Annotated in this window: 14 protein-coding genes, 2 pseudogenes and 1 other annotated feature; of the genes and pseudogenes, 7 read left to right on the top strand and 9 right to left on the bottom strand. The window is 65.6% G+C overall.

The window, feature by feature from the left end; all coding sequences use genetic code 11:
• The first annotated feature begins 22 nt into the window (after window positions 1-22).
• Window positions 23-718 carry a M23 family metallopeptidase gene (locus tag AB5G72_RS00635; RefSeq protein ID WP_440219921.1) on the top strand — a complete coding sequence of 232 codons (696 nt, stop codon included), beginning with the start codon at window positions 23-25 and terminating at the stop codon, window positions 716-718.
• A gap of 60 nt (window positions 719-778) precedes the next feature.
• On the opposite strand, the gene AB5G72_RS00630 is transcribed toward AB5G72_RS00635, so the two are convergent.
• The 6 genes from AB5G72_RS00630 to cmtR (AB5G72_RS00605) form a co-directional block, all read right to left on the bottom strand.
• Window positions 779-1,420, bottom strand: coding sequence for a hypothetical protein (locus tag AB5G72_RS00630; RefSeq protein WP_017838581.1), 642 nt, complete (start codon window positions 1,418-1,420; stop codon window positions 779-781).
• 86 nt (window positions 1,421-1,506) lie between these two features.
• Window positions 1,507-3,549, bottom strand: a complete 2,043-nt coding sequence (locus AB5G72_RS00625; RefSeq protein WP_268099851.1) for a cytochrome c oxidase assembly protein — start codon at window positions 3,547-3,549, stop codon at window positions 1,507-1,509.
• A gap of 370 nt (window positions 3,550-3,919) precedes the next feature.
• On the bottom strand, window positions 3,920-4,861 hold the full coding sequence (locus AB5G72_RS00620; RefSeq protein ID WP_017838579.1) for a cation diffusion facilitator family transporter: 942 nt from the start codon (window positions 4,859-4,861) through the stop codon (window positions 3,920-3,922).
• Between the two features lie 6 nt (window positions 4,862-4,867).
• Window positions 4,868-5,245 (bottom strand): ArsR/SmtB family transcription factor, encoded by a 378-nt coding sequence (locus AB5G72_RS00615; protein ID WP_042330374.1) that lies wholly within the window; start codon window positions 5,243-5,245, stop codon window positions 4,868-4,870.
• A 208-nt stretch (window positions 5,246-5,453) separates the two neighbouring features.
• Window positions 5,454-7,448 (bottom strand): heavy metal translocating P-type ATPase, encoded by a 1,995-nt coding sequence (locus tag AB5G72_RS00610; protein ID WP_031265412.1) that lies wholly within the window; start codon window positions 7,446-7,448, stop codon window positions 5,454-5,456.
• Window positions 7,445-7,807 carry a Cd(II)/Pb(II)-sensing metalloregulatory transcriptional regulator CmtR gene (gene cmtR, locus AB5G72_RS00605; RefSeq protein ID WP_063973160.1) on the bottom strand — a complete coding sequence of 121 codons (363 nt, stop codon included), beginning with the start codon at window positions 7,805-7,807 and terminating at the stop codon, window positions 7,445-7,447. The genes AB5G72_RS00610 and cmtR (AB5G72_RS00605) overlap by 4 nt, the downstream gene beginning before the upstream one ends.
• A gap of 306 nt (window positions 7,808-8,113) precedes the next feature.
• Here cmtR (AB5G72_RS00605) and AB5G72_RS00600 point away from each other — a divergent pair, with 306 nt between their 5' ends.
• From AB5G72_RS00600 to AB5G72_RS00580, 5 genes are all read left to right on the top strand, one after another.
• Complete coding sequence (locus AB5G72_RS00600) at window positions 8,114-8,734, top strand: TlpA disulfide reductase family protein (protein ID WP_440220694.1); 621 nt, start codon at window positions 8,114-8,116, stop codon at window positions 8,732-8,734.
• A gap of 41 nt (window positions 8,735-8,775) precedes the next feature.
• Window positions 8,776-9,630: a cytochrome c biogenesis CcdA family protein gene (locus tag AB5G72_RS00595; protein ID WP_371517683.1), complete on the top strand. Its 855-nt coding sequence runs from the start codon at window positions 8,776-8,778 to the stop codon at window positions 9,628-9,630.
• A gap of 108 nt (window positions 9,631-9,738) precedes the next feature.
• On the top strand, window positions 9,739-10,098 hold the full coding sequence (gene cmtR / locus AB5G72_RS00590) for a Cd(II)/Pb(II)-sensing metalloregulatory transcriptional regulator CmtR (RefSeq protein WP_031265411.1): 360 nt from the start codon (window positions 9,739-9,741) through the stop codon (window positions 10,096-10,098).
• Window positions 10,095-10,691, top strand: a complete 597-nt coding sequence (locus tag AB5G72_RS00585; RefSeq protein WP_017838570.1) for a cadmium resistance transporter — start codon at window positions 10,095-10,097, stop codon at window positions 10,689-10,691. Before cmtR (AB5G72_RS00590) ends, AB5G72_RS00585 begins: the two co-directional genes overlap by 4 nt.
• A gap of 102 nt (window positions 10,692-10,793) precedes the next feature.
• On the top strand, window positions 10,794-11,798 hold the full coding sequence (locus AB5G72_RS00580) for an arsenic resistance protein (protein ID WP_017838569.1): 1,005 nt from the start codon (window positions 10,794-10,796) through the stop codon (window positions 11,796-11,798).
• A gap of 140 nt (window positions 11,799-11,938) precedes the next feature.
• Here AB5G72_RS00580 and AB5G72_RS00575 read toward each other — a convergent pair.
• Window positions 11,939-12,427 (bottom strand): annotated as a pseudogene (locus tag AB5G72_RS00575) (pyridine nucleotide-disulfide oxidoreductase); the annotation flags it as partial.
• A 56-nt stretch (window positions 12,428-12,483) separates the two neighbouring features.
• Here AB5G72_RS00575 and AB5G72_RS00570 point away from each other — a divergent pair.
• A protein-coding gene (locus AB5G72_RS00570) for an IS3 family transposase (protein ID WP_440220693.1) occupies window positions 12,484-13,766 on the top strand; the annotation gives its coding sequence in 2 pieces (ribosomal slippage) (window positions 12,484-12,757 and window positions 12,757-13,766; 1,284 coding nt in all).
• Window positions 12,753-12,887: a sequence feature (AL1L pseudoknot), on the top strand. (Overlaps the previous gene by 135 nt.)
• 23 nt (window positions 13,767-13,789) lie before the next feature.
• On the opposite strand, the pseudogene AB5G72_RS00565 reads toward AB5G72_RS00570, so the two are convergent.
• Together AB5G72_RS00565 and AB5G72_RS00560 are read right to left on the bottom strand one after the other, a co-directional pair.
• Window positions 13,790-14,347, bottom strand: a pseudogene (locus tag AB5G72_RS00565) (FAD-dependent oxidoreductase); the annotation flags it as partial.
• Window positions 14,334-15,524 carry an MFS transporter gene (locus AB5G72_RS00560; protein WP_440220692.1) on the bottom strand — a complete coding sequence of 397 codons (1,191 nt, stop codon included), beginning with the start codon at window positions 15,522-15,524 and terminating at the stop codon, window positions 14,334-14,336. The gene AB5G72_RS00560 and the pseudogene AB5G72_RS00565, both read right to left, overlap by 14 nt.
• Window positions 15,525-15,555 lie beyond the last annotated feature (31 nt).

The raw sequence follows: 15,555 nt of genomic DNA, 5'->3' as shown, positions 1-15,555 counted from the left end.
CCACCGCAGTATCGCCGCGGTCGTGGCCCTGGCCGCGGGTGCCTCTATTGCCGCGGCGGCGCCCACCAGTGATCAGCAGATCGTCCTCCTCGCGACCGACGAGCCCCCGGCCGGTAGCACCGATGACGCACACTCCAAAGATGCCCAAGCCGCGACCCCCTCGGCTCCGCTCCCCCTCACCTCCGATGACGCGAACGTGTCAGGCGAGCCGGGACCCACCGCCGCGGGTTTCGTCGCCAGTCTGCAGAGGGGCACCGAACTCAACTACGAGCGTGAGATTGCCGAGGAGCAGGCGCGGCGTCCCATTGTGGCCCTCCCGGCAGTGGGCATCTCAACGTCCTCCTTCGGCCCCCGATGGGGCACGTCCCATTCGGGTCTCGATGTCGCCAACGCCATCGGCACACCGCTGTTCGCCGCGACCGACGGAATCGTCATCGATTCAGGCCCGGCCTCCGGTTTCGGCATCTGGATTCGGATCATGTCGCCGGACGGCTTCATGACCGTCTACGGCCACAATGAGAGCAATACCGTTCAGGTCGGTGACACTGTCGTCGCTGGTCAGCAAATCGGCGTGATGGGCAACCGCGGCTTCTCCACCGGCCCACACGTGCACTTCGAGGTATGGGCCGACGGCGGCTCGCGGGCTGTCGATCCGTCGGCATGGCTGGCAGAACGGGGCATCATGGTCAACTCGGGGTCAAGCAGCAGCGCCCTATGACGCCGGAACTCTGACGGCGCAGGCTGGCCGACAAGGCCCTGGCTCCCCCACACTGGGCTTCTAACTGTGACGAACAACTGACAAGACGACGCCCACCGGCACACTCACTGCGAGGCTGGCAATGACAATCCGGTAGAGCACGAGATACCACGTACGCGGGCGCGCGTGACGCACAGTGGCCAGGAACAACGTGAGCGATATCAGCAACAGCACACCGCCCGCGGCCACCACGATCACGGAGCCGGTCAGGGTGCCACCGAGTACCGCACTGTTGGCCAAGTTGTAGGCGAGAAGCTGGACAACACGCAGGCGACCGAACAGTGTGCCGCCAGTAAGCAGTGCCTGTCCGACGCCCAGCCCTACCTGGGCCACCCCCGCAACTAGCACCAGGTAGGCCGCCACCCAGGAACCCTCATCGAAACCGGTGGGACCGGTGACCGCGGCGACAAGGCCGCCCGCGATGATGGCGGTGAGGCCGACGAGCACGAATTCTCGCATCGCCCGCCAGTGCGAGCGTGTGAACTCGGCCTGATTACGTGCGCTGTGACTCAGTTCGTCGCCCATTCTCTGTTTCCCCTCGCCGTGATCGGTGTCGTGGTCCTGGTAGCGGGGTTGCTCGCCACTGAGGTGGAGACCACCGGGTTGTCGCACCCGCCGGTTGGTGGGGTTGGGGATGTTGCGGCGGGCGGCCATCTCGTTCACGGGCTCGCTCCTATCGCCGACGTGCCTGGGGGACGAACAAGGGGGTGTGAGGGAACCATCCTCGACGACGAGGGTCCGCTTGTCCCCTACTTCCGGTCGGTCTGGGACATCTCGCGGAGCATGTCGTTATAGGCCTTGAGCTCGGCGTCGTCGTCCCGCTCGGCCTGCCGCTCCCCCCTCCGCGCCTCACGCATGTCCGTCTGGAACCACTGCCAGGCCAGGGCGAGCATGACGATGAACAGCGGGATCTCCCCCGCCGCCCACGCCACCCCGCCGCCGACCTGCTGGCTCTGCAGCAGATCCGGGACCCAGGGCAGCCCGATCCCCGAGTACCAGCTCTCGGCCAGCACGGTCTTGTAGTTCATGAGCACGATGCCGAAGAAGGCGTGGAACGGTAGCGAACCGAGCAGCACCATGAGCTTGTAGAAGGGCGAGAAGTGCCGCGGCGCCGCGTCCACGCCGATGATCACCCAGTAGAACAGGTAGCCGCTGATGAGGAAGTGCACGTTCATGAACATGTGGCCCAGGTGCTCGGAGGCCAGCGTCTCGTAGAACCCTCCGAAGTAGATCAGGTAGAACCCGGCCACGAACTGCACCGAGGCGACGATCGGGTGGGTGAGGAATCGGGAGAGCGGGTTGTTGATGAACTCCACGATCCACTCGCGTGGTCCCGGCGGGTTGCCGCGGCCCGCCGCCGGGAGCGCCCGCAGTGCCAGTGTCAGCGGCCCGCCTAGGGCGAGCAGGACCGGAACGAGCATCGAGATGAGCATGTGCCCGACCATGTGGCTGGCGAAGTCGGCCATCATGTACATCCCCATACCGGAGCTGGTGGTCAGGAACAGCAGCACGCACCCGAGCACCCACGCCACGGTTCGTCCCACCGGCCAGGAGTCGCCGCGTCGGCGCAGGGTGATCAGCCCCCACACGTAGAGCCCGAGCAGGATCACCGAGGCCAGACCCAGCACCAGGTCGAAGCGCCACAGACCGAACACCGTCTCGAAGGAGAACGGCCCCGGCAACTCAAAACCCAGCAGCGACTCCTGCCGGGTGGGCACATAGAGCGGTGCCGGGGGCGGGGTGCGGCCGAGCGAGACCGACAGACCCAGGGTGCCCGCCATGATCACCGTTTCGACCAGTCCGATGCGCAGCAGCGTGCCGCGGTCCACCGGGGCGTTGGCCGACGTTCCCTCGATGCGGTTGATGATGCGCCGGCGCACCGCCAGCCCGAACACCGCCAACAGTGCCAGGCACAACGCTTTGGCCACAATCAGCAGCCCGTAGGTCGAAGACAACAGGTCGGCGGGGTGCAGACGGACCAGCCCGTTGATGATCCCGGTCAGCCCGAGCGCGACGATCGCCACCGTGGCCACCACCGAATAGCGGCGCAATGAAAGCGCTACCCGGCCCCCGCCACGCATCGCGTGGGCGATCACCGCGACGAGCCCACCGACGTAGAACGCGGCAGCGAACAGGTGGATAATCAGCGAGTTGGCGGCGATGTCGTGGGCGGTGCCGCCCGAGGCGTGGCCCGTCGCGGCAACGGGCAGGAGCGAGAGCACCGTGACCCCCAGCCAGATGACCGACCAGCGCCAGCTCACGGTGAGCCGCTGCCCGATCCCGGCGACCAGTGCAATGATCGCGGCCCAGCGCCACGAGGACGCCACCTCGATCTGAGTGATCGCCACGATCCACTGGTCCGGCGGCAGGGACTGCCAGAGCGTGCGCCCGGACACATCCGACAGGGTCAGCGGGATGAGCAGGGCCGCCGCGATCGCCCACGCGATGTTGATCCACGAGGAGATCTGCTGTGCGCGGTAGCCGTCCACGTCGAGGGTCTTGTCTTTCTGCGGCGGGGTGAAGAACGCGGCGAACAGCGCCATTCCCACCGCCACCGATGCCAGCAGCTCGGCGATCGCGCGGACCGCCGGGAGCCCGGCGGTGGTGAGCAGGCCCGGGTTCGGGACGCCGAGGAGCTCGAGTGCCAGGTCCGTGGACATTCGCGAGAGCGGGACCACCACACCTGCCGCCACGACCGCGAGCAGCACCACGACCGGCACCACACCGCGGGTACGCAGCGGTCTGGCGGTGGCGGAAGCTTTGGACGAGGGTGCCTTCGACGACGGCGACATGATCCCTATCGTAGGAAGCGGGTATCCCGGGGTCCGATTCGCGCCTGCTCTGCGCACCCCCGTGACCGGCGACGTTTCATGCGGGCCGTCCACCTGCCGGCGGACTACCGGGCCTGCTCGCATGCGCCCACTCGGCCGCCGCTCTCTCGGACTCCGGGCCTCAGCTGATCAGACAGTCTCGGGTTCGGGCGGTGATCGCGTGGGTCGGCCAGCCTGCCGAGGCCTTCAGGGTCGTACCTTCACCCGCATTGGTGGCCGTCTCCGCGCCCGCCGATCCCTTTCCTGCCGCCGCGCCGAGCAAGTCCGCTGGCCGGACCCGCACTACCCATCGTGCAGAAATGTGAACCGTTCATCTCCGGCTCGTAGCGGGTCAAGCGTGTCGGACTGCGGGAGATTCACGGTCACGCACGGCGGCAGTCTCCAGTTGAATGGTGGCATGGTCAATGGAGACGGGGAAATGCTCCTTGACGCAGGTGAGGATCTCCTCCAGGATCTGCGGGGCGTGACCGGATTCGAAGCACTGATCATCGATCACGACATGCGCGGAGATGACCGGCAGGCCGGTCCCAATCATGGATGCGTGCAAGTCGTGCACGTCCCGAACATGGTCCAGCTCCAGTATGTGATCCCGAACCTCATCCAGATCGAGCCCCGTAGGCGCGTACTCCATCAGCACCCGAACCGTCTGCCGCAGAAGCGTGAACGCGCGCGGGATGATCAAGGCGGCGATGAACAGCGCGGCAATGGTGTCGGCTCGCTGGAAACCGGTGGTGTTGATGACGATCGCCGCAACGATCACCCCCACCGACCCCAAAGCGTCGTTGAGCACCTCCAGAAATGCCGCCCGCATGTTGAAGTTGTCGCCTCGCCTGGAGGCCAGCACCACAATGGCGGCGATATTGGCGATCAGGCCGATCACGCCGAACACCAGCAGTTCGGTACCGGGCACGTCCGCCGGCTCGAAGAGTCTGCGGACGCCTTCGATCGCGGCATAGCTACCGACGACGATCAGCAGGACAGCTTGCCCTAGTGCGGCGATGACTTCGATCCGGGCGAATCCCCAGGTCCGTTTACTGCTCGGTGGACGCAGCATCATCGTCGCGGCTATGACCGCAACCAACAATCCCGACGCATCAGCCAATGCATGAGCGGTGTCGGTCAACAACGCGAGACTGCCAGTGACCACGCTGCCCACCGCTTGGGCCACCACGATGATCGCGGTGATGCAGAACGCGATCAGCAGCCGACGACGCGTCCCGCGATCGGCCTGGGGAGAAGTACTTCCATGGTCGTGACCGTGGCTATGCCCCATCTCGACTCACTCCTGCCCGAGGTCAAGGTCGGGGTGGTCCTGGTGATCGCGCAGCGACGGCGACACCCCGGACGCACTCAACAGCGCATCGGCGGCTTCCACCAGGTCCGCCAGCCGGGCCGGCTCAGCCAGCGAGAACCACGAGGAGCGCCCCTCGATCCGCATTCTGACTAACCCGCAATCCCGCAGGCAAGCCAGGTGCTTGCTCACCGTGGACTGTGCCAGATGCATGTGATCGACCAGATCCCGAACCCGATGCTCACCACTGACCAGATGCTCCAACAACGCCAGTCGAGTTGGTTCTGCCAGAGCATGGAACAACGCTGCATAGGTGTTTCGATCCTCGAACGTCACTGAATCGGGCACCCCATAATTGATCGCCATAGAGCGATGTTAGCACGAACCGTCGATAAGTTCGGGTGGGTCTCGGCCATCGGTGTACGCATTGTTCTTGCTCAGTCGTGCCTGGCAGCTGATGCCCTCCCGTCGATGCCGGGGCGCAGCGCAAGGCCGTCCGGTCGATACCGAGTGTTGTGATGGTTGCCGTCGTTTTTTTCCGGCGGTGTGCGGTGCGGGGCACGCGGGCACAGTGTCAATGAGGGAGCGGTGCCAGCTGGTGCATGTGCCGGCTGTCGTCGCGGTCGGCAGTTCTTGGGCTCGAGGGTCGCTCGAGCTGCCTGGTGCGTGCGGCACGCAGGCCATTGAGTATCACGAAGACTTCGGCGACCTCGTGGACCAGGACGACCGCTGCGAGTCCCAGAATTCCGGTGATCGCCAGTGGAAGCAGAACGATGATGATCGCCAAGGACAGGATGATGTTCTGATTGATGACGCGACGACCGCGGCGGGCGTGGTCTATGGCGCGCGGGATCAGTCGCAAGTCATCGCCGGTGAACGCGACATCCGCCGACTCGACCGCTGCGTCGGAGCCGGTGGCCCCCATGGCGATTCCGATGTCCGCCGAGGCGAGCGCGGGGGCGTCGTTGACACCGTCGCCGATCATCGCCACTGGCCCCCGGCCGTCGGCACGCAACTCGGCGATTGCCTGCGCCTTGTCCTGCGGACGCAGCTCGGCACGCACGTCGGTGATCCCCGCCTCGACGGCCAGTGCATCAGCGGTGCGGGCGTTGTCGCCGGTAAGCATCGTCACGCCCATACCCCTCGACGCCAGCGACGTCATGGCCTCGCCGGCCTCTGGACGCAGCTCGTCGCGCACCCCGATGGCCCCGACCGGGTGGTCGTCGCGGTGGACGACCACCACGGTGATGCCGCGGGCCTCCATCGCGTGAACGTGATCTGCCAGAGGACCTGGGTCGAGCCAGCGCGGGCTGCCGACGGCGATGTGCGCGCCATCGATAAGGCCGGCGATTCCCGCGCCCGCGGACTCGGTGACCGCCGATGCGGCGGGGACCTCGGTAGCTGCGGCGGTGATCGCTGCGGCCAGCGGGTGGGTGCTGTGGGTTTCCAGAGCGGCCGCCCAGCTCAGGACCTCGTCCTGGGCAGCGTTGCCAGTGGTGAGGACCTGCGTGACGGTGGGCTGGTTTCGGGTCAAGGTGCCGGTCTTGTCCACTGCCACATGCCGGAGGTAGCCCATGCGCTCGAACGCGGCACCGGATTTGATGATCACCCCGAACTTGCTGGCCGCACCGATCGCGGAGACGACCGTAATCGGCACCGAGATCGCCAGTGCGCACGGCGAAGCGGCGACCAGTACCACCAGTGCTCGCTCGATCCACAGTCCGGAATCTCCGAAGATCGAGCCGATCAGGGCGACCAGAGCAGCCAGGATGAGAACACCCGGCACCAGCGGGCGGGCCAGGCGGTCGGCGATACGTGCCCGCTCCCCCTTCTCTGTCTGTGCCTGCTCAACCAGTTCGACCACTGTGGTCAAGGAATTGTCTGTCCCTGCGGCGGTGGCCTCGACCTCCAGGACGCCGGAGGTGTTGATCGAGCCGGCCAACACCGCGTCACCGGGCCCGACCTCGACGGGAATGGATTCACCCGTGATCGCCGAGACATCCAGGCTGCTCTGCCCGACACGAACGATCCCGTCGGTGGCCAAACGTTCGCCGGCGACCAGACGCAGCACATCGCCGCGTTCCAGAGACTCAACGGGCACGGTGCGGGTGCCCCCGGTGGCGCCGAGGACGGTGGCACTGGAGGGAATCAGCGCCAACAGGGCCCGCAAGCCCGAGCGGGCCTTGTCCATCGCCCGATCCTCCAGCGCCTCGACGATGGAGTACAAGAAGGCCAGAGCGGCGGCCTCCTCGATGAACCCGAGCCCGACCGCACCGGCGGCGCTGATCGTCATCAGCAGCCCGATACTCAACCGACCCCGGACGAGCAGACCCCGCACCGCGCCTGGAACAAACTGCGAGGCGCCCAGAAGGAGAGCGGTCCAGAACAGCCACGCCGCTGCAGTCTCCGCCCCGGGGCCGTTGGCGAGCCACTCGAGGATCACACCCAGCAGGAGCGTCAGGCCAGAGAACACCGGGATGAGGACGGCACCGTTGCGCCACCACGAAGCGGACTCGTCAGGGCCGGCCACTGGCCCGGCCGGCTCACAACCACACGCGGACGTTGTCACCGCCGACCCCCTTCCGAACTGCAGCAACCCTCGACCGGACACTGCATGTCCAGACAGGGCGCGTTCTCGTCAACGGCAAGAGTCGTCTCGACCAAGGCGTTCAACGCACGTGCCAGATGGGCATCGACGATCTCGTACCGATTCTGCCGACCCTCGAGTTCAACCACGACGATCCCGCAATCCCTGAGACAGGCGAGATGATTCGACACATTTGAACGCGTCAACCCCAGCTCCTGGGCAATCTCGGCGGGATACACGGGCCCATCCAGCAGCCTCATGAGAATTCGAGAACGAGTCGGGTCGGCCATCGCACGACCGAGTCGGTTCATCACACCTTGACGCGAAGCAACAGTCAGCATGCACTGAATAGTACAGGACTCAGTGAACTGTCCCTGGCGGTGTGACCACGCATCTAAAGACGACGAAACCGCAAGGCCAACACAGTCAATGGGCACAGGTGTACCTGGCCTACCCCCGGAACCCACCCGCTTGCCGCGCCGTTCTGGGGCGTTTAACAGGGCGGATAGTGGCTATGGCACGATCGGACAGCGGGAACATCTCGCCAGTGCCGGTCACGTCACTGGTGTTCGAGAGAGCCACCCCGTGCGGCACCGCCGGTTCGGAGCCGAGGGGGCAATGACCCGTCGCAGACCGGAGTGAAAAGCATGGGCAGTAGTCGAGCAATCGGTTTCCGCGCGCGACTGTGGGGGGCTCTGTGTGCGAGCGCTCTAGTCCTTACAGGTTGTGGGAGTGGCACCGATGCGGTCGCGCAGGGCGGCACGTTTGAGTTCGTCAGTCCAGATGGACAGTTGGAGATCCACTACCCCGAGGAAGAACGGAAACCGGTTGCCGAACTCGCCGGGCCGGATCTGCTTGACCCAGACCAGACCATCGGGCTCGCTGACTACAAGGGCGAGGTGGTGATCCTCAATACGTGGGGCCAATGGTGTGGGCCTTGCCGCACCGAGGTCGACGATCTTCAGCGCCTTCAGGAGGAGTTCGAATCCCAGGGCGCCACCGTGCTCGGGATCAACGTGCGTGATCCCAATCGCGATAAGCCGGTCGACTTCGTGCGCGACAACGGCCTTACCTACCCGTCGATCTGGGACCCGTCCAACGCGGCCGTAGGTGCACTTCGCGGCTTTCCCACCTCGATCGTGCCGACAACCCTCGTGCTTGACCGGCAACACCGGGTGGCCGCCGTGTATTTGGCGGCGGTCACCGATTACCAACTTCGGGACGTCATCGCCGAATTGGTGGCCGACGAGGAGAGTGCCACGCCGTGACGAATGTTGCCGACCTCGTCTTCGCCGGTGCCATGCCGCCGATGGACGGCCTGGTGCTCGCGCAGGGTATCGGTTCGGCGTTCCAACAGACAGCGGCCAGCGGACCCCTTCTGCTCGCCCTCGGCGCCTGCCTACTAGCCGGTCTGGTCTCGTTCGCCTCGCCATGTGTGGTCCCGCTCATCCCCGGCTATCTCGCCTACCTCGCTAGCGTCGTCGGCGCCGAGCGACCACCGGTCACCGTGGCGCAGGCCGAACAGCGCCACAGCGAGTCGCGAACGATCACTCTCGAGGAAAAGAAGGCCAGACAACGCTCGCGCTACCGGGTCGTCGGGGCATCTCTGCTCTTCGTTGGCGGGTTCACCGTTGTGTTCGTCTCGCTTAGCGCAATGGTCCTCGGAACGGTTCAATACCTCGCACCACACGAGGAGTTGCTCCAGCGCATCGGCGGGGTCATCACCATCCTCATGGGTTTGGTCTTCATCGGCTTCGTACCGGTGCTGCAACGAGATACCCGATTCCAGCCGAAGGCTGTCTCTACCTGGGTCGGCGCGCCTCTCCTGGGCGGAGTGTTCGCCCTCGGCTGGACACCCTGCCTCGGACCAACGCTCGCCGCCGCACTGTCCGTCGCCGCCGGAAGCGGCTTCAGCGGCACGCGCGGTGTCATGCTCATCGTCGCCTACTGCCTCGGGCTGGGGCTGCCATTCATCCTCGTCGCCTGGAGCTCCACCTGGGCAATCCGAACCGTCGGCTGGCTACAACGCAACACTCGACGAATCCAGATCATCGGCGGCCTCCTACTCATCGCAGTGGGCATAGCACTGTTCAGTGGCGTGTGGGCACTGTTCATCAGTTGGCTACGGGACTTCGCAATCACCGGCACGACGCTGCCGATTTAACCTTCTGCGCGGCCCTTCCGGGGCGGTAGCGCCCGAGTCACAGAGCCCAGAAATGTCTAACCTGTTCAGACGCCCAGTCAGTTCAGCGCCTACTGTACAGTTCAGTGAATGCTGACTATATCGTCTTGTGTGGATGTGATGAACCGGTTGGGGCGGGCGATGGCCGACCCCACCCGGTCGCGGATACTGCTGACCCTGCTGGAGCGGACGGCCTACCCGGCGGAGCTGGCCCGCGATCTGGAACTGACGCGTTCGAACGTGTCGAACCATCTAGCGTGCCTGCGCGACTGTGGCATCGCGGTCGCCGTGCCCGAAGGCCGCCAGACCCGGTACGAGATCGCTGATCCGCACCTGGCGCGGGCGTTGGCCTCCCTGGTCGAGGTCACCCTCGCAGTCAATGAAAACGCCTCCTGCCTGGACCCGGCCTGTTCGGTGCCGGGTTGTTACGCCACGGAGGTGCAGGGGTGATCCTGTCCTCAGCCCTGCAGGCGATCGGTCTGTTCATCGCCACCAATATCGACGACATCATCGTCCTCTCACTGTTCTTCGCCCGCGGCGCAGGCCAACGCGGCACCACCGCACGCATCCTGGTCGGCCAGTACCTTGGATTCCTAGGCATCCTCGGCGCCGCTGTGCTCGTGGCCTTGGGCGCCGGGACGTTTTTGCCCTCGGAGGCCATCCCGTACTTCGGGCTGATCCCATTAGGCCTGGGACTATGGGCCGCGTGGCAGGCCTGGCGTGGGGACGATGACGACGACGACGCCAAAATCGAAGGTAAGAACGTGACCGTGTGGACCGTGGCCGCGGTGACCTTCGCCAACGGCGGGGACAACATCGGCGTCTACGTCCCAGTCTTCCTCAGCGTCGGCCCGGGAGCCGTGGTGGCCTACTGCGTCGTGTTCCTGGTTCTGGTCTCGGTCCTGGTGGGCCTGGCCAAGTTCGTGGCCACCCGTCGGCCAGTCGCCGAGGCTTTAGAACGCTGGGAACACATCTTGTTCCCCATTGTCCTGATCGGCCTGGGCATCTTTATCCTGGTCAGCGGCGGAGCCTTCGGACTCTAATCACGGCCGGCCCTCCCGCCGCCCACTCTCACTGCCACTGCCGACCAGGATCGTCAGCGACGTGAGGCCGAAGGCAAGGCCCTGTCCCGAGGAGGACGAACAATGATCACGTGGCTGGAGCGGTGGCAGATACCCCTGTACCTGGTGGCCCTGGGGGTCGGTGCCGTGTTCGGGCTGGCCACCCCTTCCGCCGCCCCGGGTCTGGAGCAGGCAATCAACCCGGTACTGATGGTGCTGCTGTACGCCACATTCCTGGGCGTGCCGCTGACCCGGCTCGGTCGCGCGCTGCGTGACGGCCGGTTCCTGGCCGGGCTGTTGGTGCTGAATTTCGCCATCGTCCCGGTCGTGGTCTACGGGCTCTCCCGGTTCGTCGCTGACGACCAGGCCCTGCTGCTGGGTGTATTGCTGGTGCTGCTTGCCCCGTGCATCGACTACGTCATCGTCTTCTCCGGGTTAGCTGGCTCCGCGCACGACCGGCTACTGGCCGCGGCCCCGCTGCTGATGCTCGTGCAGATGCTGTTGCTGCCTGCCTACCTGGGCCTATTTATGGGCCCCAGCCTGTTCGAGGTCTTGGACGTCGCCCCGTTCCTTGAGGCCTTCCTGTTATTGATCGTCACACCCTTGGTTCTGGCGGCCATCACGCAGTACCTGGCCGCACGGTCCGCCTCCGCCCGGAAGCTCATGGACGCGATGGAGTCACTGATGGTGCCGCTGATGATGGCCACCCTCGCCGTCGTGATTGCCTCGCAAGTCGACGCCGTCCGGACGGATCTGTCCTCACTGCTGCGGGTCATCCCGGTCTATGTCGGCTTCCTGGTCGTGATGATCCCCTTGGGAATCCTCACCGGCCGGGTCTTCAGCCAGGATGCCCCGTCGACACGGGCGTTGGTCTTCTCCGGGGCGACCCGCAACTCGCTGGTCATACTGCCCCTCGCCCTGGCCCTGCCCGACCCATTTGCCCTGGTCGCGGTCGTCGTGGTCACCCAAACCCTCGTCGAACTCGTCGGCATGGTCACCTACGTCCGGCTCATACCCCGCCTCATTCCACACCACCCTGGAGCCCGCTCCCTAACAACTTCGCCAGCTCCCAAGGGCAACCCGCCCTGATGTCCGCACAGGCCCTGTGGGGACCGACACCAGCCCAGGGCGCGTAATAACCAACGGGAGGGATCCGAGCCCCGCCGAACTGGCGGCATAGCTCGCACTCCCCTCACCCCCGAGGGAGATCACTCTGGTGGTGGCTGCGCCTATTTCACGGTTCTGCCAACTGATGCGGCGATTCTCCGGGCAGCCTGTTTGGCATAGGGCCCCACACCGGTGATCGTTGCCGCTCCGGGACCGGTCCAGTCGCCGTAGCCGACCACATGGAGGCCCGGATGCTTTGGTCGACCGTGGTCGAGCAACCGGCGTATCGGCCCGATCGCGGAGCGAAAACCCGTGCACCAAATCAGGTGATCGGCGTCGATCTCATCCAGTGAGGTGAACATCGGCGTGGCCTGCAGCCGTCCGGTGTCCCGAGCGCGGCGCACCTCTGGCAGGACGACGATGTCTCCTAAGGCTGAGTCTGTCCCGGGGTCGGGCTCGCCGCGCTGCAGGGCAAGGGCACGTAGTCGGTTGCGGCGGAACAGCACCCGTCCGTCGACCTCGTCGGGCATCCAGCGTGGTGGCTGACGGGTGTACCAGGTCACCTCGGCGACGCTCGTGAGTTCTGCGGCGATCTGGGCGCCGGAGTTCGCGCTGAACCGCCCCAGGTTTCCCGCCGCCTCCTTTTCGAGTCGAGGAGGATGGTTGTATGCCGAAGAAAATCGATCCCGCGGTCAAGGAGCGGGCACTGCGGATGGTGGCCGAGCACCGCGGGGAGTACGCGTCGCTGACGGCCTGCTGCGACCAGATCGGCCGCCGTCTGGGGCTGGGCAAGGAGACGGTCCGCAGGTGGGCTGTGCAGGCCGACATCGACTCAGGCGCACGCCCCGGCGTCAGCACCGAGGAGAGCGCCGAGATCAAGCGCCTCAAGGCAGAGAACCGGCGGCTGACCGAGGACCTGGAGATCATGCGCCGGGCCTCGATTTTCTTCGCGGGGGAGCTCGACCCCCGCAACCGGTGATCTGCGAATTCATCGATCAGATGAGAGCCGAGGGTCATGCGGTCGAGTCGGTCTGCCGTGGCCTGCGCAAAGCAGGTCTGCAGATCGCCGCACGCACCTATCGGATGTGGACCTCACCCCGGCGGGCAATCGCAGCGAGGGTCGTCAGCGACGCCGAGGTGGAGGACGTCATACGGCAGCTGGTGTGGAAGCCCGATGCGCAGGGGCGCCGGAAGATGCAGCCAGCCGGGCTGTACGGGCGCCGCAAAATGCTCGCCGAGGTCCGCCGGGCCGGGTTACCCGCAGCGAGTCCGGGCGCGGTGGACCGGGCGATGCGCACGCTGGGCCTATCCGGGGTGGTTAGGGCAAAGAAGGTGTACACGACCTCCCCAGATTCGGACGCAGTGCGGGCGCCGGACCTGCTGGACCGGGACTTCACCTCAGATCGCCCGGACCGGGTGTGGGTCGCTGACTTCACGTACGTCCGAACGTGGGCCGGCTTCGCCTACGTCGCGTTCATCGTCGACGTGTTCGCCCAGCGCATCGTTGCCTGGAATGCGGCGACCACCATGGCCACGGATCTGGTGATGACGCCGCTGCGGATGGCGCTGTGGCAACGCGACCGCGAGGGACACCCGGTCGAGCCGAAATCGCTGATCAGCCACTCGGACGCAGGCAGCCAATATACATCTGTAGCGTTCACCGAACGCCTCGCCCTCGAGGGGATCGAACCGTCGATCGGCAGCGTCGGTGACGCCTACGATAACGCCCTCATGGAGACGATCAACGGGCTATACAAGGCCGAGTGCATCCGCTCGTCGATCTTCCACGACGGACCGTACAAGACGCTCGCCGACGTCGAGTACGCGACCGCCGCATGGGTCGAGTGGTACAACAATGACCGGCTCCACTCGAGCCTGGGCTACGTTCCGCCCATCGAGTTCGAGCAGAGCTACTACGCCGCTCTCAACCGAGAGCTGCAACCCACATAGGGCGCGGCGGAAAACCTGGGGCGGTTCACGCCGCCCACGACCGCGACTGTGGTACTTCGAAAGGGAGTTGTACCGGGGTAGTTGGCGGAATGCCACTGCGTGCCGGCGAAGGTTCCTGGGTGGGAGGGAACAAAGGGGGCGGACCACGTCCCGGTGGCCGCGACCACGTTCTCGGTCGTCCACGACTTCGTGCCCGCCCAGACGTGGTAGGTGCCCTTCTCGTAGATCACCTCGTTGACCGTGACGGGACGCTGGACCGGAATCCGGTAGCGCCGTTCATAGGCAGCGAGATAGTCCACGACATGGCAGGCCGGTGGAAACCCGTCATAAGGGGGCATCGGCCAGCCCGGCAGATTGGAGAACTCAGCGGTGGAGAACAGGCGCAGGGACGGCCAGACGTGTAACCAGCCCCCACCCGGGTTGGGTTGATTATCCAGAACGAGGGTGTCCACGCCTGACCGCAGCAGGTAGTAGGCGGTGGCCAGACCTGCTTGCCCACCGCCGATGATGATTGCCTCGTGGTGCTCCGGGGTCCAGTCTGTGTCCGAAATGGTGGTCAGCTCCTGTTCACGTTCGGGCACTTAGTGCTGCGGCCACGGTGAGCAGGACGGCCATGATGACTGCCATTGCAGGGTATCCACCGATGAGGCTGGCCAATAGGGGTCCGGACACGGGGGCGAGTGCGGTGACGGCGGTCATTGGTGCGTTGAATAGGGCGTTGATGGCGCCGAAGTTTTGGGTGCCCCACCGGTCGGAGACGGCGGTGGCCTGGAGAAGGGTGTGACAGCCGCGGGCCGCGCCTGTACCTACGGCCAGAGCGATGAGCAGCCAGGTCGAGCCGGGAGTTGTTGCCAGTCCCCACAGGCCGAGTGCACCGGCGCCGAGGATCACCAGTGTGCGGTGTTGGGGTGTGGTTCTTCGGGTCAGTGGTGGGTAGCCGAGTCGGCCGATGACTTGTCCTGCGCCCACCAGTCCGAAGGCCAGTGCTGCGGTCGAGTAGTCGATTCCTCGTTCCAGCAACAGTGGGATGAGGTTGATCGTGACGGCGAATAGCGTGAACGTGGCTGCCGTCATCACTACTTGCAGGGTGAGGAATTGGCGGGTTCTGGTGACCTGGCGGATCTCGGTTCGGGACTGCTGCACGGTCGGCTCGCTGGCGGTGTCTGACCAGGTGGAGTTGAGAAAGAAGGCGTGCAGGGGCACAGATACGGCGGCGAGGATGCCGGCCATGATGAGGTAGCTGGTGCGCCAACCGAACTGCTCGATCAGGGAGGCAGTGAGCGGGGCGAAGATGGTGGAGGAAAGCCCGGCGACGAGTGTCAGCGTCATCAGGGGGCCGACTCGTCGCGGGCCGTACCAGCGGGTGATGACAGCGAACGCGGGTGGATAGAGGACAGCCGATTGGGCGAACCCCGCCACGAGCCAGGCCAGATAGAACATGGGCAGGTTGGGAGACCACGCCACCAGCGCCAGGGCAGCCACACCGATGACCGCCCCGAGGGTCATCACCGTGCGTGGCCCTCGGGAATCCAGAACGGAACCGACTTTGAGGCCGGCGACTGCCGAGATTGTGAGACCAGCTGACAGTGCGCCGGTGATGGCGGTGCCACTCCAGCCGGTGTCCTGGGAGATCGGCGCGACAGCCGCGGGCAGTGAGTAGAAAAGTAGGCCCCAGCTGGTAGTTTGCGCGATACACAGAGCCGCGAGTCCGCCCCGGGGGCGGTCGATCCCAGGCGGTGTCGCGTCTCGTTCCGTCATTGGATCCGATGCCGGACACGACGTGTGACCA

The organism is Dietzia sp. MNB45 (assembly GCF_051994785.1).
In the GTDB taxonomy this organism is placed as follows: domain Bacteria; phylum Actinomycetota; class Actinomycetes; order Mycobacteriales; family Mycobacteriaceae; genus Dietzia; species Dietzia kunjamensis.
Note: the sequence above shows the minus strand (reverse complement) of the source record. Positions and strands in the feature narration are given on the sequence as shown.